The 23,799-nt window shown below is 68.4% G+C and carries 21 protein-coding genes and 2 pseudogenes; 16 read left to right on the top strand and 7 right to left on the bottom strand.

The features are described 5' to 3' along the window. Positions 1-131: pseudogene (locus tag ACWDKQ_RS20450) on the bottom strand (IS5/IS1182 family transposase); the annotation flags it as partial. On the opposite strand from ACWDKQ_RS20450, the gene ACWDKQ_RS20445 reads away from it, so the two are divergent. After that, complete coding sequence (locus tag ACWDKQ_RS20445; protein WP_450140329.1) at positions 114-845, top strand: carbon-nitrogen hydrolase family protein; 732 nt, start codon at positions 114-116, stop codon at positions 843-845. The pseudogene ACWDKQ_RS20450 and the gene ACWDKQ_RS20445 overlap by 18 nt on opposite strands. Before the next feature lie 242 nt (positions 846-1,087). On the opposite strand, the gene ACWDKQ_RS20440 is transcribed toward ACWDKQ_RS20445, so the two are convergent. Further along, positions 1,088-1,783 (bottom strand): 3,4-dihydroxy-2-butanone-4-phosphate synthase, encoded by a 696-nt coding sequence (locus ACWDKQ_RS20440; protein WP_450140328.1) that lies wholly within the window; start codon positions 1,781-1,783, stop codon positions 1,088-1,090. Between the two features lie 463 nt (positions 1,784-2,246). Here ACWDKQ_RS20440 and ACWDKQ_RS20435 point away from each other — a divergent pair. The 15 genes and pseudogenes from ACWDKQ_RS20435 to ACWDKQ_RS20365 form a co-directional block, all read left to right on the top strand. Beyond that, positions 2,247-2,516 (top strand): annotated as a pseudogene (locus ACWDKQ_RS20435) (acyl-CoA dehydrogenase family protein); the annotation flags it as partial. Positions 2,517-2,563: 47 nt separating this feature from the next. After that, positions 2,564-3,034, top strand: coding sequence for an acyl-CoA dehydrogenase family protein (locus ACWDKQ_RS20430; RefSeq protein ID WP_450140327.1), 471 nt, complete (start codon positions 2,564-2,566; stop codon positions 3,032-3,034). A gap of 751 nt (positions 3,035-3,785) precedes the next feature. Continuing rightward, positions 3,786-5,498, top strand: a complete 1,713-nt coding sequence (locus tag ACWDKQ_RS20425; RefSeq protein WP_450140326.1) for an ABC transporter substrate-binding protein — start codon at positions 3,786-3,788, stop codon at positions 5,496-5,498. A 58-nt stretch (positions 5,499-5,556) separates the two neighbouring features. Then, positions 5,557-6,519, top strand: coding sequence for an ABC transporter permease (locus ACWDKQ_RS20420; RefSeq protein ID WP_450140325.1), 963 nt, complete (start codon positions 5,557-5,559; stop codon positions 6,517-6,519). A gap of 10 nt (positions 6,520-6,529) precedes the next feature. Next, complete coding sequence (locus ACWDKQ_RS20415; RefSeq protein ID WP_450140324.1) at positions 6,530-7,411, top strand: ABC transporter permease; 882 nt, start codon at positions 6,530-6,532, stop codon at positions 7,409-7,411. Further along, positions 7,411-9,099, top strand: coding sequence for a dipeptide ABC transporter ATP-binding protein (locus ACWDKQ_RS20410; protein WP_450140323.1), 1,689 nt, complete (start codon positions 7,411-7,413; stop codon positions 9,097-9,099). Before ACWDKQ_RS20415 ends, ACWDKQ_RS20410 begins: the two co-directional genes overlap by 1 nt. A 196-nt stretch (positions 9,100-9,295) precedes the next feature. Next, positions 9,296-10,561, top strand: coding sequence for an LLM class flavin-dependent oxidoreductase (locus ACWDKQ_RS20405; RefSeq protein ID WP_450140322.1), 1,266 nt, complete (start codon positions 9,296-9,298; stop codon positions 10,559-10,561). Then, positions 10,558-11,532 carry an LLM class flavin-dependent oxidoreductase gene (locus tag ACWDKQ_RS20400; protein WP_450140321.1) on the top strand — a complete coding sequence of 325 codons (975 nt, stop codon included), beginning with the start codon at positions 10,558-10,560 and terminating at the stop codon, positions 11,530-11,532. The genes ACWDKQ_RS20405 and ACWDKQ_RS20400 overlap by 4 nt, the downstream gene beginning before the upstream one ends. Next, entirely contained in the window at positions 11,529-12,779 is a 1,251-nt protein-coding gene (locus ACWDKQ_RS20395) for an acyl-CoA dehydrogenase family protein (RefSeq protein ID WP_450140320.1), read from the top strand. Before ACWDKQ_RS20400 ends, ACWDKQ_RS20395 begins: the two co-directional genes overlap by 4 nt. Positions 12,780-12,813: 34 nt before the next feature. Beyond that, positions 12,814-13,854 carry an aldo/keto reductase gene (locus ACWDKQ_RS20390; RefSeq protein WP_450140319.1) on the top strand — a complete coding sequence of 347 codons (1,041 nt, stop codon included), beginning with the start codon at positions 12,814-12,816 and terminating at the stop codon, positions 13,852-13,854. Positions 13,855-13,879: 25 nt separating this feature from the next. Next, positions 13,880-14,911: an aldo/keto reductase gene (locus tag ACWDKQ_RS20385; RefSeq protein WP_450140318.1), complete on the top strand. Its 1,032-nt coding sequence runs from the start codon at positions 13,880-13,882 to the stop codon at positions 14,909-14,911. 1 nt (position 14,912) lies between these two features. Further along, positions 14,913-15,545 carry an LLM class flavin-dependent oxidoreductase gene (locus tag ACWDKQ_RS20380; protein WP_450140317.1) on the top strand — a complete coding sequence of 211 codons (633 nt, stop codon included), beginning with the start codon at positions 14,913-14,915 and terminating at the stop codon, positions 15,543-15,545. A 93-nt stretch (positions 15,546-15,638) separates the two neighbouring features. Further along, positions 15,639-16,064, top strand: coding sequence for a hypothetical protein (locus ACWDKQ_RS20375; RefSeq protein ID WP_450140316.1), 426 nt, complete (start codon positions 15,639-15,641; stop codon positions 16,062-16,064). Then, positions 16,061-17,401 carry an NtaA/DmoA family FMN-dependent monooxygenase gene (locus ACWDKQ_RS20370; RefSeq protein ID WP_450140315.1) on the top strand — a complete coding sequence of 447 codons (1,341 nt, stop codon included), beginning with the start codon at positions 16,061-16,063 and terminating at the stop codon, positions 17,399-17,401. The genes ACWDKQ_RS20375 and ACWDKQ_RS20370 overlap by 4 nt, the downstream gene beginning before the upstream one ends. A gap of 82 nt (positions 17,402-17,483) precedes the next feature. Then, positions 17,484-18,548 (top strand): LLM class flavin-dependent oxidoreductase, encoded by a 1,065-nt coding sequence (locus ACWDKQ_RS20365; protein ID WP_450140314.1) that lies wholly within the window; start codon positions 17,484-17,486, stop codon positions 18,546-18,548. A 445-nt stretch (positions 18,549-18,993) separates the two neighbouring features. Here the strand turns inward: ACWDKQ_RS20365 and ACWDKQ_RS20360 are convergent, their stop codons facing one another. The 5 genes from ACWDKQ_RS20360 to ACWDKQ_RS20340 form a co-directional block, all read right to left on the bottom strand. Further along, positions 18,994-20,304, bottom strand: coding sequence for an MFS transporter (locus ACWDKQ_RS20360; RefSeq protein ID WP_450140313.1), 1,311 nt, complete (start codon positions 20,302-20,304; stop codon positions 18,994-18,996). A 34-nt stretch (positions 20,305-20,338) separates the two neighbouring features. Beyond that, positions 20,339-21,034: a VOC family protein gene (locus tag ACWDKQ_RS20355; protein ID WP_450140312.1), complete on the bottom strand. Its 696-nt coding sequence runs from the start codon at positions 21,032-21,034 to the stop codon at positions 20,339-20,341. Between the two features lie 255 nt (positions 21,035-21,289). Then, complete coding sequence (locus ACWDKQ_RS20350; RefSeq protein ID WP_450140311.1) at positions 21,290-22,387, bottom strand: NADH:flavin oxidoreductase/NADH oxidase; 1,098 nt, start codon at positions 22,385-22,387, stop codon at positions 21,290-21,292. Next, entirely contained in the window at positions 22,384-23,355 is a 972-nt protein-coding gene (locus tag ACWDKQ_RS20345) for an amidohydrolase family protein (protein WP_450140310.1), read from the bottom strand. Before ACWDKQ_RS20345 ends, ACWDKQ_RS20350 begins: the two co-directional genes overlap by 4 nt. Continuing rightward, positions 23,352-23,792: a hypothetical protein gene (locus tag ACWDKQ_RS20340; RefSeq protein ID WP_450140309.1), complete on the bottom strand. Its 441-nt coding sequence runs from the start codon at positions 23,790-23,792 to the stop codon at positions 23,352-23,354. The genes ACWDKQ_RS20345 and ACWDKQ_RS20340 overlap by 4 nt, the downstream gene beginning before the upstream one ends. Between the last annotated feature and the right edge of the window lie 7 nt (positions 23,793-23,799).

Below are 23,799 nucleotides of genomic sequence, written 5' to 3'. Positions count from 1 at the left end.
AAGACCAGCCGGTCCGGCAGCCGCTTGCGGCCCAGCTTGGGCAGCGCGTTCTCCCAACGCGGCAACAGTGGCTCGATTCGCTCCCACAGCTCGTCAGACACGATCCATGGCGGCTGCTCGCCTTTCCTCACGTGTCCATGATCGACGATCAAGGAACCTCAGGCACTGCAAGTGATCAATTTGTTAGGAACTCTAAGCACGCGGAGAAGGTACCGGGTGAATTCACCCAAGCCCTAGGTGAATTGGCGGACGAGTACGACGTCCACATCATCTGCGGAATGGCCGAGGCGCACCCCACGATCCCCGGGACCCTCTACAACTCCGCCGTCCTGATCGGACCGACCGGAGATCTGCTGGGCGTACACCGAAAAGCGCATATCCCCGGGTACGAGAAGCATTACTTCGTGCCCTCGCGCACCCACGCCAGCGATGTGTTCGAAACCGATCTGGGCACGATCGGAATCGGCGTCTGCTACGACAACCAGTTCGCGGAACTGACCAGGACGTACGCGTTGAAGGGCGCCGAGATCCTGGTGATGTTGTGGAACATGCCCAGCTTCTCCAACGGCGGCACCATACTCCACAACCTCACCTCCGTGCGCGCCTTCGAGAACAGGATGTACTCCGTTTCCTGCAACAGGATCGGCGAAAACCACGAGATCGAATTCTTCGGATACAGCGCGATCGCCAACCCAGTGGGCGAGCTGATCGCGTCCGCGGAGGGCGGGGAAAGCATCATCTATGGCGTTCTCGAACGAGATGTGCTTCTCGAGGAAAGATCTCAAATGACCATCTTCAGGGACAGGAGGCCCGACCTGTACGGCGAGGTGGTCAATCCCCTCTGAAGAGCGGTTAGCGGACGAGCCGAACCGCCCCGCTTGCCCGCAGGCGCGGCGGTTGCATCGAGGGCGGCGGCTTGGCACCGCCTGGCCAAGCCGTGACCGGCGCCGGCCACGGCAGTCGCAACAAGGGTGACCGACATCGAGCCGCCCGGCGGTCATCGTCAGCAGACTGAGGCTAACCAGAAGAGCACCGAGCCCGGCAAGCTGCGCGTGCTGTGCTCCGAGACGGGCCAGGAGCGGTTGCGTCAGCACGGAGCAGAGCAGGACCGACCCCAGGATGCAGCCGGTGACTGCCAGCGGCGAGCAGCAGCGATCTCGGGCACCGATACGGCGGCGATGTGCTCGCTCGCCGCGAATCCGCGCAGTTCGTCGTCGGTGGCCATCCGGGTCGGGTCCTCCTGGCTGACCAGGTGGGCGAACACTGCGACCGGTGGCGTCCCGGCGAGTCCGACCAGGTCGAAGGCCGATTCGGCGAGTCCGGCGTTGCCGAGCACACCGGCATCGCCGACGGCCACCGGCACCATGTGGCCGGGCCGGGTGAAGTCGGCGGGGACCGCGTCGGGGTCGGCGAGCACGCGAGCGGTTCTGGCTCGGTCCGAGGCGGAAATGCCGGTGCTCACTCCCGTGCTGGCATCCACGGTGACGCACACCGTCGCGCCGTGGTGCTCCTGCAGCCGGGGCGACATGGGCGGGAGCACGAGCGCATCGCAGCGCCCCCGTGGAAGTGCCACGCACAGGAAGCCTGACGAATGGCGGACCGCCAAAGCCGTCAGCTCGACGTCCGCGCGTGAAGCGGCGAACACGAGGCCGCCGTCACCGGACGTGCAGCCGTGCACGATCGTCGGTCGGCCTGCAGCGATCTCCTGCAGTGCCAGGTCGATCGATCTGAGCTCGCTAGGGCGGCGATCGAGAACCGCTGCGCGTTCCCGCTGATCGTCCATTTTCTCCCCTCGGAAAGGCGGATCTGGCGCGATTCAGCGTCACTATCCACATCGGACCAGTGAGCCGGCCCGCGACGTCATGCACTCGATAGCGTGGCCGATCCGGTCTGCCAAGCATCGCCGCCCGAGATCTCGAAAGTCAACGTCCGCCAGCTGCCGTCCCAGTAGCTGAAATCCTCGCGCCTCCGGCGGTGACGTGCTGCATCGTGCTTGACATCGCGTCGGCCACCTCCATAGCGTCGACGTGTGCTCCGACCGCTGTCAACCAATCGCCACCGCGTGGATCTGCTGCGGATTGGTTCGGCGGCGTGTTCGGCCTCCTGATCATCCGAGCCGAAACACCGCTGTCGATCCGGCAGCACGTTTTCGACGTCAACCGCTCCAGCACGGACCGTCGCTGTTTCCCGGTCTGGGGGACGGTCGCGCACTCCGACTCGGAGATTCCGCTGCGAGGTAGGCGGAGATTCCGGACGTCACCGACCCGACCAGTCCCGCGCGTGGTGGGCTGCCCGCGACGAGCCCCCAGCTGCGGGCAGGTGGGTTGGCGCTGCGCGGGTACAAGACCTATTCAACCGGCATTCCCCGTCTGCGGTGGCTGCTCGTCTGGGCCCGCACCGACGAACCTGAACCTCGGGTGGGCACCTTCCTGGTACCAGCTGGAGTCGGCGGCTACCGGGTGGAACGCACGTGGGACCACCTCGGTATGCGGGCCTCTCGCAGCGACGGCGTGATCTTCGACGACGTCCAGATTCCCGCGGACCACGCGTGGACGTTCGCCCGGTGGACGAACAAGCGGGTCCGCACCAAGGCGCGACCTCGCTGTGGAATCCGCTGCTGGTCAGCGCCACCTACGACGGTGTCGCCCACGCGGCCAGGGGTTGGCTCGTCGGATATCTCAACGAGCGCACCCCAGCGAACCTCGGCAAACCGTTGGCCAGCCTGCCGCGGTTTCAATCTGCGGCCGGCCAGATCGAGGCACTGCTGCTCACCAACCGTTGCCTGCTGGCAGAAGCCGCCCGCGACGCAGACCACGGCCTTCCCGTGACGGGCAGGGCAGGGCTGATCAAGCACATCGTCACCAACAACGCCATCCGTGCCGTCGAGCTGGGTGTCTCGCTCGTCGGCAAACCCGGCCTGCCCCGCGCCAATCCCATCGAACGGCACTACCGCGACGTGCTCTGCGGCCGCATTCACACCCCGCAGGACGACACGATTCTCACCGTCAGCGGCACCGCAGCGCTGCAACGATGACGCCGTGCAAGTTCACTGGTCTTGGACTTCGGGTTTTTGTTGTCTGACTTAGGAAACGTGGCTGGACGGGTTGTCCCCATGCCGCGCGGTAGACCACGAGCGCAGTGATCGGAATGTTTTCCGCCGCTCGCCAAGTGGATGCGATCGCTGAACTTGGCGGGATCGGAGAAGCCTTCCGCGAGACCGCGTTGTTCTAGCGGAAAGCACCGGCAGAGCCCACCAGGTCGACGGTCGTGCCATCTCTGGATCCAATACGTATTGACACCTCAGCGCGGTCCTGCCTCGATGTCGAAGGGCAAAGGCGCTTTGGGAGCTCGGCCGGCCCGTTGGACGGCGTCTTCGGCAAGGCATCAACATTGCTTCGTCCTAGCGGGCTGCCTCCTGTTGTTTCGGTTGTGTTTCCGTGGGATCTTGCCTCGTGGGATGCGTTGGCTGGCCCTGTCTCGCGACATATAGTCGCCTCGTGGGTGATTCACTCCTATGGTCCAGGCGAGAGGTCGACCTCGCGTTCTTCGCCAGCGCTCGGTGTCAGGGCTGATCGACAGCCGCACCGTTCGCGCCTGAGTGCCGGCAGCGAACCTGCGCAATCCTTCGGGTTTCAGAGCCCTTCAAATCTGTGCGGGCGCAGTGCGCCCTCTTCCACCCGACGGCAGAGAGATCCGCTCGCGGTGGCAGGACCATGCCTGCCGACCACGACGGATGTCACCACCTCGTGCCGTCGTCCGCTGCCTCTCCAGCACGGGAGAAGTCCATGTCCGACCTTCGCAGTTCCATCGAGAGCGCGACCTCCGCGCGCAAGAAATGGCGGTTGCCGGCGATCACGTTCGCCATCCTCCTGATCGCCGGAATCGCTTTCGCCGCAACCAGGGGCAGCGGCGCTGATCCGGGCGCGGCAGACGGCGCGCCCGTCCACGGTGGCACCCTGCAGTTCGCGCTGATCGACTACCAACGCAGCCCCGATCCGCAGTGGGGCACCAACTACGCCGAGTCGCTGATCGGCAACAACATCACCGACAAGCTGACCTGGCAGGACCCCAAGACCGGTGAGATCACGCCGTGGCTGGCCCAGTCGTGGGAGTACAACGAGGACCTGACCGAGTTCACCTTTCACCTGCGTCGGGACGTTACGTTCAGCGACGGGTCGCCGTTCAACGCCGAGGCCGTCAAAGCCAACTTCGACCAGTACGTGCACGGCGACCCGAGCCTGGGGATCCTGCCCAACGGCGCCACCCTGCTGCCCGGCTACCTCGAAACCAGGGTGGTGGACGAGTACACCGCCGTGGTCCGTTTCGGGAAGCCGCTCGCGAGCTTCCTCCAGGCGTCTTCGTTCACTGCCAATGCGCAACCGGGTTTCCTGTCGCCCTATACGTTGAAGCTAAGCGCGGAGCAGCGGACGGACCCGAAGAAGGTGATCGGTACCGGCCCGTTCGTGTACGAGTCGTGGGAGCGCCAGGCCAAAACCGTCTTGGTGAAGCGAAACGGCTACAACTGGGCTCCACCCGCGTTGCACCACCAGGGTGAGGCGTACCTGGACAGGATCGTGTTCAACACGATCCCGGAAGCCAGCGTCCGCACCGGTTCTTTGGTGTCCGGCACGATCGACGCGACCCTCGACGTCGGCACAACCGATGAGAATCCCTTGTTCGCAAAGGGTTTCGAGATACTCCACCGCGGCGTGTCCGGCACGGCGATCCGGTTCGACTTCAACAGCTCGCTGTTCCCCACCAACGACATCGCGGTCCGCAAGGCGATCCAGCTCGGCTGGGACCGGCAGACACTCCGGAAGACCATTCTGACCGACTCCTACTCGGTTGCGGACTCGATCCTCGAACCGTCGGTGCCCGGACACGTCGACTACAGCGGTTCGGTGCTGAAGTACGACCCGGAGCAGGCCGCGCGGATCCTCGACGAGGCCGGCTGGGTGGCCGGCCCCGACGGGATCCGGGTCAAGGACGGGAAGAAGCTGGTGGTCAAGTTGCTGGGCATCAACAACCTGGTGGTGAACAAGCCGGCTTACGAGTCGATCCAGCAGGACCTGCGGAAGATCGGTATCGATCTGCAGCTCACCGTCGTGCCGATCCCGGACTACACCGCCCAGCAGGCCAAGGCGAAGACCGACTGGAACGTCGTCGCCGCCAACCGCTCGCGCAACGATCCGGCGGTCCTCAACTTGCAGTACGGGCCGCAGAGCGGCAACGGCGCGTACGTCACGAAGGACTCCACCGGGGTCGATGCGGACGAGGTCACGCAGGTGCTGGGCAGGCTTGAAACGACCCTCGACCCGGACGTGCGCACCCAGTACGCCAAGGAGGCGCAGGACATCCTGGTCGACAAGTACGCGCTCGTGAACCCGGTCTACAACCCCTCGCAGGTGATCGCCCAGGCGCCGTACGTGCACGGCATCGTCTTCGACGCCCAGTCCCGCAACCACTTCGTGGACACCTGGAAGAGCGACGGGAAGTGATCGTCCGCCGGGAGCTCGGGCTCCCGGCGGGCCACGCCCTCGTGGGAAAGGAAAAGTCGTGCTGCGTTACGTCGCGCTGAAGGTCGGCCGGGCCGCGTTCGTGGTCTGGGCGGCGTTCACCCTGACCTTCGTCCTCTTGTTCGTGCTGCCAGCCAACCCGGTTGATCTACTCTTCGACCCGACGGAGCTCAACTCCGTGCCACCGGAGGTGCGCGCGCAGGTCGCGGACAGCTACGGCTTCAACGAGCCGGTCCTCCTGCAATACCTTGGTCGGCTCGGACACGCGCTGCGGGGCGACTTCGGAACCTCCGTGCAGTCGGGCCAGTCGGTCAGCGCGGTGGTCCTCGACGTGCTCCCGCACACCCTGGTGCTCGCCGTCGGGGCGCTGCTGCTCGCGCTGGTCATCGCGTTCGTCATCGCGCTCGTCGCGACTTCGACCCGGCACCGGTGGCTGCGCAATCTGGTCGATTCGCTGCCGACGGCTACGGTGTCGGTGCCGGTCTTCCTCTCCGGCATCCTGCTGCTGCAGATCTTCTCCTTCTGGCTCGGCTGGTTCCCCTCGTTCGGGGATCAGGGCTGGCGGAGCCTAGTGCTGCCGCTGATCACGCTGGCGATCCCCGTCTCCGGTCCCATCGCGCAACTCCTCGTGCGTTGCTTCGCCGCCGAGTTCCGTTCCGGATACGTCACGACGAGTTGGGCGAAGGGCGCCACCCGCAACCGAGTCATCGTCGGTGACGTCTTCCGCAACGCCAGCCTGCCCGCGCTGACCATTGCTGCCGTCACCTTCGGCAACCTCGTCGCGGGATCGGTCATCACCGAGACGGTCTTCGCCCGCAAGGGACTTGGCCGAATGACGCAGACGGCGATCAACACGCTCGATCTCCCGCTGGTGCAGGGAATCGTCGTCTTCGTCGCCGCCACCTTCGCGCTGATCAACCTGGTCGTGGATCTGATCTACCCGCTGCTGGATCCGCGGCTGCGCGCCACCTTCGCCGTGCCAACCGCCGGCCCGGCGGCCTGAGGAGGACCAGTTGACCGTCGAATTCGACACCCTGACCGCGCCCACTGGCAGCCGGTCCGCCGACATCGCTGGCAGCGCGCTTGACCGGCTCGGTGGGATTGTCCGCAAGCCGGGACTGCTGCTCGCCTGGATCATACTGCTGGTCGCGGTCGGCTGGGCGCTGTTCCCCGGAGCGTTCACCTCCCACAGCCCCTACGCCGGCGAGCCCGCCGCCAGCTTCTCGCCGCCGAGCGCGCAACACTGGTTCGGCACCGACCGACTGGGCCGGGACCTCTTCGCGCGCAGCGTCTTCGGCGCGGGGACCACGCTGGCCGCCACGTTGTTCGCCGTCCTCATCGGGTTCGGTGCCGGCACCGCGGTGGGACTGGCCGCCGGGTTCGCCGGCGGCGTGACCGGGACCGCGATCATGCGGGTGGTCGACGTCTTCCTCGCGATCCCGAACTTGTTGCTGGCCATGGTCATCGTCTCCGTGTTGGGTTACTCCACCAACAACATCGCCCTCGCGGTGGGTATCTCGTCCATCGCCTCCTTCGCGCGGGTGATGCGAGCCGAAGTGCTCACCGTCGTCTCCCGGGATTACGTGCGCGCGGCGTACGGGCTCGGTGTCGGCCGGCTCGGCGTGGTGCTCCGGCACATCGTGCCGAATTCGCTGAGCTCGGTGCTCGCGCTGGCGGCGCTGGAGATCGGTACCTCGATCCTCGCCGTCGCAGGTCTAGGTTTCCTCGGCTACGGCGCGCCGCCGCCGACACCGGAGTGGGGACTCCTGGTCGCCGAGGGGCGCGACTTCGTAGCGGTCTACCCGTGGATATCGCTCCTGCCGGGGGCGGCACTGGCGGTAGTCGTGCTCGCCACCCACCGCATCAGCACCTCGTTCAGGAAGGACCACGACTGATGGCCGACACTGCCACCGCTTCCGCAGCGACCGCCGCTGCGGCGGAGGATGATCAGGCGCTGCTTCGGATCACCGATCTGGCGATCGACTACCGCACCGGACACCGCAGGTGGACCAGGGCGGTCCGCGGGGTCGGCCTGCAGGTGGAGCCGGGCGAGTTCGTGTCGCTGGTGGGGGAGTCCGGCTCGGGCAAGACCACCGTGGTCCAGGGCGCGCTCGGCCTGCTGCCGAGCTCCGCGCGGATCCGGTCCGGTTCCGTCGTCTATTCCGGCGTCGACGTCACCGGCTGGAACGATCAGCGGATGGCACTGGTGCGGGGCAACCACGTGGGCTTCATCCCGCAGGACCCCAACACCTCGCTCAACCCGGTCAAGAAGATCGGGCAGCAGGTGATCGAGGCGGTCCGGTTCAACGAGCGCGCGGCGAAGAATGCGTCGCAGCACGAGGAGGCCGCGTTGGAGAGCCTGCGCACCGCGGGCCTCAACGACGCCGAGCGGGTGTTCCAGCAATACCCCCACGAGCTCAGCGGCGGCATGAAGCAGCGCGCTCTCATCGCGATCGCGCTGGCAGGCAAGCCGAAGATCATCTTGGCCGACGAACCCACCAGCGCGCTCGACGTCACCGTCCAGAAGGTCATCCTCGACCACCTGGTGCGGCTGCGCGAGGAACTCGGCATCGGCGTACTCCTGGTCACCCACGACCTCGGCGTCGCGCTGGACCGCTCCGACCGGATTCTGGTTATGCGGCAAGGCGAAATCGTGGAAGACGGCCCGGTGCACCAGGTCCTGGAGAACGCGACCGACAACTACACGCGGCGGTTGCTCGACGCGGCCCCCGCGCGCCACCTCGGTCGTCTCGAACCGACATCGGGCGCCCGGCTGGTTCCCGCCGCAGCGCCGACGGTGCTGGAAGCGCGCGAGCTGACCAAGACCTACCGCCTGCGGGGCCAGCGCGAGCTTCGTGCGCTGGACTCGGCAAACCTGCTGGTGCGCAAGGCAACGACGCACGCGATCGTGGGGGAGTCCGGTGCCGGCAAGTCGACGCTGGCGAGCATCCTGGCCGCCTTCACCGCGGCGGACAGCGGCACGGTGCGCGTCGGTGATCGCGTGTTGGGCGGCCTGCGCCGCGGGCAGCTGCGGGAGATCCGCCGGGATCTGCAGTTCGTGTTCCAGAACCCGTTCACCTCGCTTGACCCGCGGTTCACGGTGAGCAGGATCATCGCGGAGCCGCTGCTCGCATTCGGACTGGCGACGGGCAAACGGGAGCGGACGGCCCGGGTGGTCGAGCTGCTGGAGGCGGTGGCGCTGGACGCGAGCTACCTGCACCGGCTCCCGAGCCAGCTCTCCGGAGGCCAGCGGCAGCGCGTCGCGATCGCGCGGGCACTCGCGCTCACGCCGAAGACCCTCGTCCTGGACGAGGCGGTGAGCGCGCTCGACGTCTCGGCCCAGACGCAGATCCTGCAGCTGCTGGTCGACCTGCAGGCCGAGTACGGGCTCAGCTACGTGTTCGTGACCCACGACCTCGGCGTCGTACGCCTGATCGCGCACGACGTCACGGTGATGAAGGACGGTGTCGTGCTGGAGACCGGCCCGGTGAAGCAGGTTTTCCACTCGCCGCAGCACGAATACACCCGGGATCTGCTGGCGGCGATCCCGGGAGTCAGGCTCGCCCCCGCCGGCGTGCGCTAAAGGGTCCTAATGAATGCGGCGTAAGCCGCATGCGGTGTGGGACTCAGCCTGCACCGCCGCGGGTTCTCAGACCTCGCCTGGCGAGGACAGCTGGACATACATAAGGAGGGCTCCGACAGTCCAGACGGCGTCTGAGGTCTCGCTACCGGCACCGCGGAGCGCAAGCCGTCCTGAAACCACTCCCAAGGAGGAAAGCGTGTCGCGTCAACTGCACATCAACGTCAACGTCCTCAACGCGGGCGTCTTCGGCGGGTCGTGGCGATTCCCGAACACCGACGGCACCGCGAGCTACCGGATCGAGCACTACACCTCAATCGCGAAGAAGGCCGAGGAAGCCAAACTCGACGCAGTCTTCCTGGCGGACAGCCCGCTGCTCGACCCGAGCATCAAGCACCGCACCGGCAACAACCTGGAGCCCACCACGGTTCTGGCGCGCATCGCCGCACAGACCGAGCGGATCGGTCTGATCGGGACGCTCTCGTCGTCGTACAACGATCCGGCCGAACTGGCGCGCCGGCTCGGCGACCTCGACCACGTCAGCGGCGGCCGCTTCGGCTGGAACGTGGTGACCACGGCGGGATCGGTGGCGGCGCGCAACTTCGGCCGCACCAGCGAGCCCGAGCACGCTTCGCGCTACCGCCGCGCCGCCGAGCTCACCGAGCGGGTCATCGCCGACTGGGCGGGGAGGACCCAATTCGCCTCCCCACAAGGCCGGCCGGTCGTCGTCCAGGCCGGTGGTTCCAGCGACGGGCGACGGCTGGCCTCCCGCGTCGCCGAGGTGATCTTCTCCGCCGATCAGGACCTCGACCGCGCCCGGGCATTCCGCACCGAGATCCGCAACGGTGCAGGCGAGTTCGGGCGCAACCCCGAGGAAATCGTGGTGCTGCCGGGGCTTTCCACCGTCGTGGGCAGCACCGAGATGGAGGCCAAGACCCGGCGGGAGCTGTTGGACGACATCCTCCCCGAGGCCTACGCCCGGAACCGGTTGGCGGCCCAGCTCGGGATCTCCCTCGACGGACTGCGCGACGACGAACCGATCCCGACCGAGCTGCTCGTCCACCCCGACGAGGCCGGTGGTTCGCAGAGCTTCTACCGCATTGTCACGGAAATCATCGACAAGGAGAGACCGACGCTCGGCCGGCTGCTGAAGAAGCTCTCCGGCGGCGGTGGCCACCGGATCATCGTGGGTACGCCGGAGCAGATCGCCGACGACGTCGAAACGTGGTTCCGCGCCGGTGCGGCCGACGGCTTCAACGTGATGCCCGACGTGCTGCCATCGGGCTTCGACGACTTCGCCGATCACGTGATTCCCGAGCTGCAGAGGCGTGGCCTGTTCCGGACCGAATACGACGGGACGACCCTGCGCGAGCACCTCGGGCTCGGCCTTCCCGCAGTGCCCGCTGCGGCGCGCGAACGCCAACTGCTCGACCCCTACCAGGAAGGACAGGTGATCTCCTCGTGAGCAGGGCGATCCAGCTCACCCTCGCGGTCGGCGAGGCGACCGGCCGACCTGTCGACGGCGCGTCGCCGATCTCGCTCGCCGAAGCCGCCGCCGTCGCGGCGGTGGCCGAAGAGCTCGGGGTCGCAGCGATCCGGCTCGTCGACGGCGGAGCGGGCCGCACGCTCGACCCGACCGTCGTAGGCGCCTACCTCGCCGGCATCCACGGCGGCGTCGGCTTCGTCGCCGAGGTCCCGACGACCCACAACGCGCCCTACAACGCCGCGCGCCGGGTGCTCTCCTTGGACCGGGCCGCCGGTGGCCGAACCGGTGTCGCCCTGCGCGCGGGCGGCGGCGACGAGGTGAGCGAGGCAACCGTTGCGGCCCCCAGCGCGACCGATCCCGTCCAGCGCTGGGCGGAGTACGCCTTGGTGCTGAACCGGCTGTGGGAGTCCTTCCCGCGCGCGGCGCTGATCGGTGACCAGGAGTCGGGCCTCGTCGTCGACGACGCGCTCATCGAACCGATCAACCACGAAGACGCCTTCTACCGCGTCGCAGGCCCCCTGGACGGTCCTTCGTCGGCGCAGGGACGTCCTGTTCTCGTGGCAGATCAAGGGGTCCTCGACCCGGCCGCGGTGGCGCAGTCCGCGGATGTCGTCGTGGTCGACCGTAAGCGTGCCGCCGGTGCCGACGCCGCGCTCACGGTGGCGTTGCGGCGAGCCGGCCGTTCCCGGGAAGACGTCGCGCTGCTCGGCCGCGTCGAGGTCGCCGCGGACGACCCGCCTGCCGCCGCGGCCGTCGGTCATGAGCTCCGTGCCTGGGCCGATGCGCACCGGCTGGACGGTTTCGAACTGGTACCCGGGGGTGACGCCGACGACGTGGTGACCGTGCTGCGCGGGTTGGTCCCGCAGATCGCGGACGCTGCTGCCGACTCGTCCCCACCGACCTTGCGGGCCGCGTTCGGTCTGCGCGAGATCGCGGAGGCGCTGAGGTGAGTGCCGAACTGGCCGACACAGAACCGGCCACTGCGACCGAGCCCCGCGCTGCGCGGCTTCCCACCCCCAGCCGGTTCACAGTCGAAGGCATCCGCACCGCGGTTTCCCCGATACTGCAACGCATCGGAGCCTGCGCCGGCGCGCGGGAACGAGCCCGCGAGTACGCCTTCGAAGACGTCCGGGCACTGGCCGAGCAGCGGATCACGCTGGTCGGGATCGCGGCCGAGGACGGCGGTGCTGGCGGCTCCCTGCGGGACGTGACCGACCTGGTGATGGCCATAGCCAGGGCCGACTCCAACGTGGCGCAGGCGTTGCGAAGCAGCTTCCTCCTCGCCAACCGGGTGGCGACCCTACGCGATCTGCCGAACCGGGCGGTGACGCTGCAGCGGCTGCGCAACGGCGACCTCTTCGCCGGCACCGCCAACGAGCGCACCGGCGGGGCCAGCGGAACGGTCAGTACCACCATCCGGCGCTTCGACGACGGTTACGTCATCAACGGGGAGAAGTACTACTCGACCGGTGGGCTCTACGCCTCGTGGTTCTCGGGCTCGGCCCGCGACGAGAACGGGACGGTGCTGGGCTTTACGGTGCCGGTGGATCGCGAGGGCGTGCAGCGGCTCGACGACTTCGACGCCGTCGGCCAGCGGCTCACCGCGAGCGGCACCACGCGGCTGGTGAACGTGCGGGTCGACGCAGACGAAGTCGAGGTCCGCGACAACACCCGGTTCGACAGCCCATGGCTGGGATCCTTCGCCCAGCTCTACCTGGCGGCGGTGGAAGCGGGCGTCGCCGCCGCGGCGCTGGACGACGCCATCTGGTTCGCCCGCGAGAAAGCGCGACCGATCAAGCACAGCACAGCCGACAAGAGCGTCGAGGACCCGTACGTGCGGGAGATAGTGGGCGAGATCGCCGCCCGGGCGCAGGCAGGCCGCGCAGCGGTGCTGTTCGCTGCCGAAACACTGGCGGGCGTGCGCGGCCTGACCGGACCGCAGGCGCGAGCCGCGGGCGCGGAGGCCGCGGTCACCGTGGCGCAGACCGGCGTGATCGCCGTCGAGTCCGCGCTGCGCGCCGCCGAGCTGCTCTTCGACGTCGGAGGAGGCTCGATCACCAACCGCGACCTCGGGTTCGACCGGCACTGGCGCAACGCCCGCACCGTCGCCAACCACAACCCACGGCAGTGGAAAGCCGCAGTGGCCGGTGCGTATCACCTGACCGGTGAGGAGCCGCCGACGACCGGGCTCTTCTAAGCAACCACCCGACGAACCGACCGAAAGGAACCCGATGACCATCGAGGTCAACCGCGCACTCGGCCGCACCGGCGTCCTCGTCACCCCGCTGACGCTCGGCACCATGAACTTCGGCCGTTGGCAGGAGGAAAGCGAGAGCACCAGGATCATCCGGGCCGCCCTGGATGCTGGGATCACCGCCGTCGACACCGCCGACGTCTACGGCCAGGGCAGGTCCGAGGAGATTGTCGGTAAGGCGATCAAGGGCCGCCGCGACGACGTCTTCCTGGCCACCAAGTTCCACGGCCAAATCGGCGATAACCCCCAGCACGCGGGCAACTCCCGGCGCTGGATCCTCCGCGCGGTGGAGGACAGCCTGCACCGACTGAGCACCGACCACATCGACCTCTACCAGGCGCACCGGCCGGATCCGCAGACCGACCTGCTGGAGACGCTGCAGACCCTCAACGACCTGATCAAGCAGGGCAAGATCCGCTACTACGGCACGTCGGTGTTCCCGGCGCAACAGCTCGTCGAGGCGCACTGGCTGGCCGAGAAGCACGGGCTCATCGCCCCGCACACCGAGCAGCTGCCGTACTCCCCGCTCATTCGCAGCGCTGAACGCGAGGTCTTCCCCGTCGTGCGCAAGTACGGCGTCGGCGTGCTCAGCTACGGTCCGCTTGCCGCCGGCTGGCTTTCCGGGAAGTACCGCGTCAGCGGAGAGCAGCCGGAGTCCGCGCGCGCCGACCTCGTCCCCGGCCGGTTCGACATCAGCCTCAAGCGCAACCAGCGCAAGCTGGCCGCCGCCGACGCGCTGGCCCGGCTGGCGGAGGACAACGGCCTGGCACTGGTCGAGCTGGCCGTTTCGTTCGCGCTCAACCACCCGGCGGTCAGCAGCGTGATCATCGGCCCTCGCACGCTGGAGCACCTGGAGGCGTACCTCAAAGCCGCCACCGTCGAACTCGGTACGGACGTCCTCGACCGCATCGACGACATCGTCGACCCCGGCACGCACTTCGTTGAGCGGGACACCGGCCACGACACCCCGTCGCTGCAGCCGGCTGCGCTCCGCCGCGACCGCACGAGCAACCGTTGACCGGTAACAGGAAGGGAATCCAACCATGAGCTACGGCGTTTTCGAGAAGACCTACGCGGCGGCAGAAGGCCGCTACGACAAGATCGAGTACCGGCGCGCCGGCCACTCCGGTCTTGACCTGCCCGCGTTCTCCTTCGGCCTGTGGCAGAAGTTCGGCACCGACCACACTTACGAGACCCAGCGCGAAATCGTGCTGCACGCCTTCGACCTGGGCATCACGCACTTCGACAACGCCGACCGGTACGGCCCACCGCACCGCGCCGCGCAGCAACTCTTCGGGAGGGTGTTGGGCAAGGACCTGGCCCCGTACCGGGACGAGCTGATCCTGTCCACGAAGGCCGGCAACCCGATCGGCCCCAGTCCTTACCAGAAGGGCGGCTCGCGCAAGTCGCTGCTGGCCTCGCTGGACCACAGCCTGCGCGATCTGGGCACCGACTACGTCGACATCTTCTACAGCCACCGCTTGGACCCGACCACGCCGCTGGAGGAGACCGTCGGTGCGCTCGTCAGCGCGGTGCAGCAAGGGAAGGCGCTCTACGCCGGCATCTCCAACTACCCGCCCGAGCGGGCGCACGAAGCGGCCGACCTGCTGCGCCGGTCGGGAGTTCCGCTGCTGGTCCACCAGCCCCGGTACTCGATCTTCGACCGCAGCCCGGAGAACAACGGTCTGCTCAAGCTGGCCGCCGAGGACGGGTTCGGACTGGTCGTCTACTCGCCGTTGGCGCAGGGACTGCTGACGGACAAGTACCTCGAGGGCATCCCGGCGGGTGCGCGCGCCGCGAACAGCACGTTCCTCTCACCTGAGGTCATCGACGACACCTATCGGCAGCGGGCCAACGCCCTCAACCAGATCGCCGAGCAGCGCGGCCAGTCCCTGGCGCAGCTGGCGCTGCAGTGGGTGCTGCGGCAGCCGCAGGTGACCTCGGCGCTCATCGGAGCCAGCTCGGTGCGGCAGCTGGACCACAACGTCAAGGCGCTCGAATTCCCGCCGCTGACGGAGGAAGAGCTGGCCCTGATCGACGAGCACGGTGTGCACGGTACCGGGCTGAGGCTCTGAGATGACCGACCTCGTTGGGACGATCGGAGCCGGTGTCGAGGACGGCCGCCCCTTCCGCCTGGGCTTCCTCCTGCATCTCGACGGTGATCAGCCGCCGGCAAGGGCGTACCGGGAAGCGATCGAGCTGTTCGCGGTCGCGGAGGAACTGGGCTACGACTCGGGATGGGTCATCCAGCGGCACCTCCGGCAGGGCAACGAGCACGTATCCGCGCCGCTGATCTTGCTCGCCGCGATCGCCGAACACACCAGCCGGATCGCGCTGGGCACCGGCGTACTGGTGCTCCCGCTGGAGGATCCGCTCAAGGTCGCCGAAGACGCGGCGACGCTCGATGAGCTCAGCGGTGGCCGTCTCGAGCTGGGTGTCGGGTCGGGGCCCTTCCCGGGTGCTTGGGAGGCGTTCGGGAAGGACTTGGCCGACAGGCACCGGCTCTTCGACGAATCTGTGGCGCGCCTGCACGAAGTCCTGGAGGGCGCGGCGCTCAACAGCCTCGGTGAGGCGCTCCACCCGCCCGCGGCCGGCGTGCGGCGACGGTTGTGGCAGGCCACCACCAGCGACCCGCAACGGGCCGCTGACGGGGCGGCCGCCGCCGCACTCGCCGGCGACGGGCTGCAGCTCTCCCGCGCGACCGGCTAGCGCGGCACGACCGTTCGCGAAGCGCAGCACCAGCAGGCGCGGTGGATCGCGGACTACCGCGCGGCCTGGCGTGAGCCCGACCGGCAGGCCCGGGTGCAGGTCTCCCGAGCCGTCTACCCGCACCCGGACCGCGAACCGGCGGTGCGGCTGGTCACGCCCGGCGTTCGCCGTTGGCAGAGTTGGCTTTCCACTCGGCGTGACGTCGCCGGCCTCGACGTCGAGGAGTACTTGGCGGCCGACCGCGCGCTGCTTGGTCCGCCGGAGGCACTGGCCGCCGAACTGGCCGTCGATCCCGCGTTGCGCCAAATCACCGACCTGCTGGTGAGTTTCGTCCCCGGCGTGCCCAATTTCGACGAACACGTCCGCCTGCTCACCGCAAGCGCGCAGGAACTCGCACCCCTGCTCGGCTGGCGACCTGCACCGCTGTCCTCGGCGCAACCGGCCGACCGCCCTCTCGGGGGGACCGGCCACCGCACCGGGAGATCAGACCGAGCCACCACGTCGAGAGGGACACCATGAAGGGATTCCACCTCAACCTGTCGGTGATGACACCCGGCCACTTCCGCCACGCCTGGCGGTTGCCGCACGCAGACCCGATGTCCTATCTGGACGTTGACTACTTCCAGCGGCTGGCGCGGATCGCCGAGGACGCGAAGATCGACGCGGTCTTCCTGGGGGACGCCCCGGCGTTGCACGATGAGATCGAGGAGGCACCAGGCACGGGGCTCGACCCGTTGGTGCTCCTGGGAAATCTGGCGGCGATCACCACGAACCTCGGCATCGTCATCACCAACTCCACGACCTACAACTCGCCGTACGACCTGGCCCGCCGGTTCCAGGACCTCGATCACGTCACCAAGGGGCGAGTGGCGGTCAACGTGGTCACCACCGGAACGCCCGCCGCGGCCGCGAATTTCGGCCTGACCGAGCACCCCGACAAGCGGACCCGTTACCGCCGGGCGCACGAGTTCCTCGAAGTCGTGACCCGGCTATGGGACGGCTGGGAACCTGACGCGGTCATCGCGGACAAGGACAGCGGCCGGTACGCCGACTCCTCGCGCATCCACCGGATCGACCACGAGGGCGAGTTCTTCTCCGTGGCCGGGCCTCTTCCGGTCAAGGCGGGCCCGCAGGGCAGGCCAGTCGTCGTCCAGGCAGGCGGTTCCGAAGGTGGGCTCGCACTGGCCGGCCGCTTCGCCGACGTCGTGTTCACCGTGGCGCAAACCCGTGCGAAGGCGGTCGCTTTCCGCGACGACATCCGCCAGCGCGCGGCGGCGGCCGGTCGGCACCCCGACGACGTGAAGACCTCCCTCGGAGTGGTGGTTCTCGTCGCGGCAACCGAGCAGGAAGCCCGACGCCGGGAACAGGAGCTCTACGCGACCCTGCCGATCGAGCGGCTAACCGCTGCGCTACTCCGGAACCTCGGCCTGCCGCACGACGAATTCGGTCCGGACGACCCGATCACCGCCGACGATCTCCCCGGCACCGTACCGGGCGGGTCCTTCTCCGCAGGCTTCAGCTCGTCCACCCGGGCGTTGATCGCCGAGGGGCCCCGCACTCCCCGCGAGCTCATCCACCGAGGTGCCGGCGGTGCGGGACATCGGCTGCTGGTGGGCTCCGCGCGGCAGGTCGCCGACGACCTGCAGTCGTGGTTCGAGGCGGGCGCGGCGGATGGCTTCACGGTCATGCCGGCGGAAACCGTCGTCGACCTGGAGAACTTCGCCAACCTGGTGGTCCCGATTCTGCAGGAGCGCGGGCTGTTCCAGGAGGACTACGGCCACCGCACCCTCCGCGGTCGTCTCGGGCTGCCGTTGCCGAGCGGACCGCAGCCGACAGCGGTCAAGGCCCTGACGTGATGTCCGCGCTGCGCATCGCTTTCCCAGCAAAACCCCATGCAATTCGCACAACCGCCCACCGATCAGAACAGGGGACTCAGCCATGAGCCTCGAACTCCTCTGGTACATCCCGAACCAGGTCCAGCCCGGCCACCGCGGCGACGACGTCGTCGACGACCACAACAGCCTGGCTACCCTCACCAGCCACGCCAAAGCCCTCGAAGAACACGGCTGGGGCGGCGCGCTCATCGGCGCCGGCTGGGGCAGACCCGACACCTTCACCGTCGCCACCGCACTGGCCGCGCAGACCACGACGTTCCAGCCGCTGATCGCGATCCGGCCCGGTTACTGGAATCCGGCCAACTTCGCCTCCGCCGCCGCGACCCTGGACCACCTCACCCGCGGACGGGTGCTGGTGAACATCGTGTCGGGCAAAGACGACCTGGCTGCCTACGGCGACAGCGAAGGCGACCAGGCCCACCGCTACGCCCGCACCCGGGAGTTCCTCCAGATCGTGCGCAAGCTGTGGACCGAGGAGAACGTAACCTACCGCGGCGAGCACTTCAGCGTCACCGCCTCCACAGTGCTGCCTCGACCAGTCGTCCAGGGCGAACGCAAGCACCCCCGGCTCTACTTCGGCGGGGCCTCCTCGGCCGCGGCGGAAGTGGCTGCCACCGAAGCGGATGTCCAGCTCTTCTGGGGAGAGCCGCTCGACGGCATCGGCGAGCGGATCGACCGACTCAACCAGCTCAGCGAGAAACTGGGACGCGAACACGCTCCGCTTGAGTTCGGATTGCGGGTCACCACACTGGTGCGGGACACCACCGAGCAGGCGTGGGCCGACGCCGAGGCGAAGGTCGAGGAGATGGCGCAGGGCAAGGGAATCGGACCCCGCGATCCCAACCGGCGAACCGCCACGGGTCAGCAACGGCTGCTCGACCTGGCAGCGCGGGGCGAGGTGCTCGACGACAACCTCTACACCGCGCCCGGCAAGTTCGGCGGTGGAGGTGCGGGCACAACCTGGCTGGTCGGCTCGGCCGAAGACGTGGCGAGATCGCTGCGGAAATACCAGAACCTGGGCATCACCCACTTCGTGCTCTCCGACACCCCTTACCTGCCGGAGATCAAGCGCCAGGGCAACCAGCTCCTACCGCTGCTGCGCGGATGACCGGCGAAATTCAAGGCCCGCGCGGTCGGTCTCTCGCAGCGGCGCCGCGAAGACGCACTGGCCGACGATGACACCCGCTGGGCAAGCCGCTGCCGTTCCCCGGCCCCACCCGGATCGGCAGCGACGGCAACGTGCACTTCACCGAGGACACCTGGCCTTCGCTGGCAACAAGGTGCGCCAGTACAACCCGGCGACTGGCAAATTGCGTGAGTTCGAGACCGCGACGCCGTCCTCCGCGGTCCTGCGATGTAAACAACTCGCAGGACGGCTACATCTACCTCGGCGCGTTCACGGGCGACCGTGTGGGCCAGCTGAACCTGGACGACCTCTGACAGTGCGGTCCTGCGCCGCCTGTGGGGTGCGGGTGGCGCAGGACCGTGCTCGTGCCTGGCTTCGGCGGGGCTGTCGACCAGCCCCCTAAACCTCGACACCGTCCTCGACGGCTTTATCGCCGGCCGAGCCGGGCCGTTGTTATCCGGTGGGTCTCCGGTCCGGTCAGAGCTGCGATTGAGGCCAGCACTGCGATTCCGACGCAGATCCACACCGACGGCTGCCAGCTGCTCGCTCCAGCGCTGATCGCCTGGGCCAGCGTCGGCGCGAATCCGGCCCCGAGCAGGCCGAGCATCAGTCCGACGGCCATCCCTGTGTAGCGAACCCGCGCCGGGAACTGCTCCGGGTAGTACGCGGCACCGACCGAGACGGGCATGATGTAGAAGACACTCATCCCCGTGAGTCCTGCGATGAACACGAGCGTGATGTTTCCGGCGTCGATCGCGCTGAACAACACAAACAGGGACAGGCTGGAGCCGAGTGCGCCGAGTACGAACACCGGCTTGCGACCGATGTGGTCCGAAAGCCGGCCGACAACCGGGGCCATCGCCGCCGCTCCCAGGTTGCCCAGCGCCACCACGGTCAACATCACCGGCCGGGAGAGGCCTGCGGCCCCAGTCGCGTAGGCGAGCGCGAAGATGTTGAAGATCGTTCCAACGACGTTGATCCCGCTGCACAGCGCCACTCGTAGGGTGGTTGCCCAGTGCTCGCGCAGCAGCGTCGCGATCGGCAGCGAGGCGTGCTCGTCGCGGTGCTGCATTTCGGTGAACACCACCGGTTCCTCGAGTTTGCGCCGGAGCAAGTAGGCGACGAGCGTCAAGATTCCGCTGAGCAGGAACGGCAGCCGCCAGCCCCAGCTCAGCAATTGCTCCTCTGGTAATGCCGCGATCGGCAGGAAGGCGAGGCTGCCCAGCGCGATCCCGAGTTGCATCCCGCTCATGGAGAAGCTGGTGTAGAACGCCCGCCGGTTGTCGGGGGCGTGTTCCACGGTCAACGAGCTCGACCCCGGCGACTCCCCGCCCGCAGACAGGCCCTGCAGGAGTCGAAGCAGAACAAGCAGGATCGGGGCCGCGGCGCCGATGGTGTTATAGGAGGGCAGCAATCCGATCGCGAATGTGGCGACACCCATCAACCCGATCGTGAGAACCAGGGCCCACCGGCGTCCCAGCTTGTCTCCCAGGTGGCCCCACAGCACGGCACCGAACGGCCGGGCCACGTAGGCGACGCCGAACGAGGCGATCGACAGCAGGAGGCCGGTCGCCCCGGCGCCTGGGAAGAAGATCTTGTTGAAGACCAGGGCGGCGGCCGACCCGTAGATGAGGAAGTCGTAGTACTCCAGCGCGCTTCCGAAGAATCCAGAGACGGCTGCGCGGCGTGCTTTCCGTGGCGTCTGCGCTGCGGGGGCATGGGGAACGGCGGTGGGCATCTGTCAGCTCCTGTGGTGCGTGCTGTGTCGGGGATCAGAGCGTGATCGGGTTCAGCCGGATGGTTCGGGGACCGGCGGTGGAGTCGAAGGTGACCGCGTAGAGCCCGTCAGGGCCGCCGTTGTAAACGATCTCGATTCCCAGTTCCGCTGGTTTGACGACGTCGCCGAGCCAGGCCCGCAGGTCGGGCTCGGTGCCGCCGATCTCGATGGAAATGACTCCGGTGCCCCGAACGTCACCGGTGCCTGGCTGGGGCGGGAGCAGGCTGGAGTGGTTCGCCAGGTCGGGTACGTAGTAGATGTTGGGCTTGCCCAGCCGCCAGGAATTCCAGAAGTCCGGCGCGTGCACCGACGGGGCGCTGCCCTGCGCGGGCACCATCCGGACCTTTCCGCCGGCGATGTTCTCGGATGGCGCGATTCCACGGTGCCGGGCGAACTCGGCTATCTCGTCGAGGTTGTCGCTGCGCAGGCACAGTCCGGCGAAGCAGTCCCCATTCGCGCTCTGGCGTTCCAGTTCCAGCGCCATTGGGGCCCGTTCGGTGATCATCCGGTGGTCGACGATGCTCTCGACCTCGATGTAGACGTAATCGCCCAGCGACAGCAGCTTCTGCCCTAGGCCAAGGCCTGGGAAGTAGCCGCCGTCGGCGCTGCCGAGCCCCGTCGCCCGGCTCAGGCCGATGGTGGTCCGGTAGAGGTTGTCCGACCAGATGGCGATGTGGTCGAGGCTGATCAATGGACGTTCCTATCTGTCCCGTCCGGAGTGACCCGGGCAGGGACGAAGGCGGGGGAGTCAGGGAGGAGGCTGGCCGGTGCTGGTGACGTTGTCGGCAGGACCGCCGTCATGCCGGGGTTTCCAGCGGTGTGTCTGGCGCGTGATGGGCACGCCGAGCGTCCGCTTCGAAGGCCGCCCCTCGGAGTCGTAAGCCATAGCACCGCTTGTGGTGTGACCACGGGTGGTGCTTGTAGCAGTGTTGCCGGGTGAGGCTCGTCAGGAGGCCACTGTGGACGGATTCGGGACGGCCCGGCCGTATTGCCAGGGATAGGTCTCGGTCAGCCTGCGCGGGTCCAGCCGGGCCATGGCCCGTAATGGCCAGGACGAGTCGCGCAGCGCCTCCCGGGCGAGTAGGACGGCGTCGGCGGCACCGTCACTGAGGACCGTCTCGGCCTGCTCCGGGTCGGTGATCAGCCCGACTGCGGAGACCCGCAGCCCGGGTACTGCGGAGCGCACCCGGTGTGCGAACGGCACTTGGTAGCCGGGTCCAACCGGGATCTGCTGATCCGGGTCCAGCCCGCCGGTGGTGACGTCGAGCAGATCGACCCCACGTTCGGCCAGCCGGGGGGCGAGTTCGACGGTTTCCTCCGGGGTCCAGCCGCCGTTCACCCAGTCGGTGGCCGAGATCCGCAAAAGCAGTGGCCGGTCGTCCGGCCAGGCCGCGCGGACCGCGTCGACCACCTGCAGCAGCAGGCGAATCCGGTTTTCGAACGAGCCACCGTAGGCGTCGGTGCGGTGGTTGGCCCGCGGTGAGAGGAACTGGTGCAGCAAGTAACCGTGCCCGGCGTGGATCTCGACGACGTCGAAACCGCCGTGCACCGCCCGCTCGGTGGCTGCGGCGAAGTCCGCGACGATCCGCTCCAGGTCGGCGGGCGACGCCGCAGCCGGTGTCGCATAGCCGCGGTAGGCCGACGCGGACGGGGCGAGTGCGGTCCAGCCACCCTCCTCCGGCGGTACCGAACCCCGGCCCTGGCCGGGCAGGCGGGTCGAGGCCTTGCGCCCGGCATGCCCGAGCTGCACCCCGATCGCGGTGCCGTGGGCGTGGGCGAAGCCGGTGATCCGCTGCCAGGCTGCGACCTGCTCGTCCGACCACAGCCCGACGTCGGCCAGGCTGATCCGGGCCTGCGGTGAGACGGCCGTCGACTCGGTCAGCACCAGCCCGAACCCACCGGTGATCCGGGCGCCGAGGTGCACCAGATGCCAGTCGGTGGGGACACCGTCGGCGCCAGCGCTGTACTGGCACATCGGCGAGAGCCAGGCCCGGTTCGGCAGATCCAGATCGCGCAGCCGCAGCGGGCTGAACAGCGCGGTCATGGCGTCACCCCCAGGAAGGCATGGGCGTTCGCGGTCAGCGTCGCGGTGTCCAGCCCGCCGGCGGTGGCGAATCCGAGCGGGTCCCGCTGGGCCATGTCGAACGGGTGGTCACTGCCGCAGACGACCGCCTGCTTCCCGACCCGCTCGGTGAGCAAGTTGAGCATCGCCGGGTCGTGGGTGACGGTGTCGAACCACAGGTCCCGCACCGCCTCGCCGGGCGGGCGGGTCGAGTTGCGGCGGACGTCGGGCCGGGTGCGCCAACCGTGGTCCCAGCGGCCCAGCAGGCCCGGGGTGCAACCGCCGCCGTGCACGAAACAGATCCGCAGCCCCGGCAGCGCGTCATGCACCCCGCCGAGCAGCAGCGCCGCCACCGCGGTCGCCGTCTCCACCGGGTTGCCGATCAGATTGGCCAGGTAGTGGTCGCGCCACTCGGGCCGGGGCAGTTGCATCGGGTGCACCAGCACCGAGAGCCCGAGCCGGGCGCAGTTGGTGAGCACGTGCCGAAGCGTTCCGCGGTCCAGTGACTCGTCACCCGACAGCGGCGGGATCGCCACCCCGGCGATCCCGGGCGTCGACGCCAGCCGTTCCAGCCGGGCGGTGGCCGCTGCGTCGTCGTCCAGCGGGACCAGGCCGAGCCCCACCAGCGCGCCGCCGGAGTCCGCGACGACCACGCCGAGCGCCTCGTTGAACGCGTCGACGTAGTCCAGGGCCGAACCGCCTACCGGGAACGCGAACGGTGGCGCCGAGAGCACCCGCACCGCGATCCCGGCCTCGGCCATGTCGGCCCGGATCGCTGGGACGGCACTCATCGCTTCGGTGGCGACCGACAGTGGTATCTCGCCCAGATAGAGCTGCCCGTCCCTGTCCCGCAGCGGCCCGTACGGCGCGCCCGGCGGCAGCCCGAACAGGTTCGCAGGCAACCAGTGGGCGTGCACGTCGACCGGACCCGCGTTCGGCGTGGGTGTCATCGCCGGTCCAGCGGGAGTGGGGCGTTAGCGCTGTCCAGGTGCTCGACGGTGGTGAATACCAGGTCGGTGTCGCCGATGTTCTCAATGTCGTGCAGCAGGTACTGGTCCGGTGCGAAGGTGAAGTGCTTGGTCTCCCCCGCGTCGTAGGAGACCTCGCGGGTAGTGCCGTCGCTGGTGTGCTGGCGGCTGTGTCCAGCGTTGACGGCGGTCCAGAAGTAGTCCAGCACGTGCCGGTGGGCGTGCCAGCGCTCGCCGGGCGCGAGGCGGATCTCCCAGACCCGCACGCGGTCGTTCGCACTGAGCAGCCGCGAACCGACCTCGCCGTCGTAGGAGTGCGTCTCGAACTCGGCGCGCAGCTCAGGGCTCCAGCCCTCGAAGTCGGTGCCGATCAGCTCGCCGGCCAGCGGCAGGTCGGACAGGAATCCGGTATCGGTCATTTTCAGG

Source organism: Saccharopolyspora sp. NPDC000995 (genome assembly GCF_053599315.1).
Note: the sequence above shows the minus strand (reverse complement) of the source record. Positions and strands in the feature narration are given on the sequence as shown.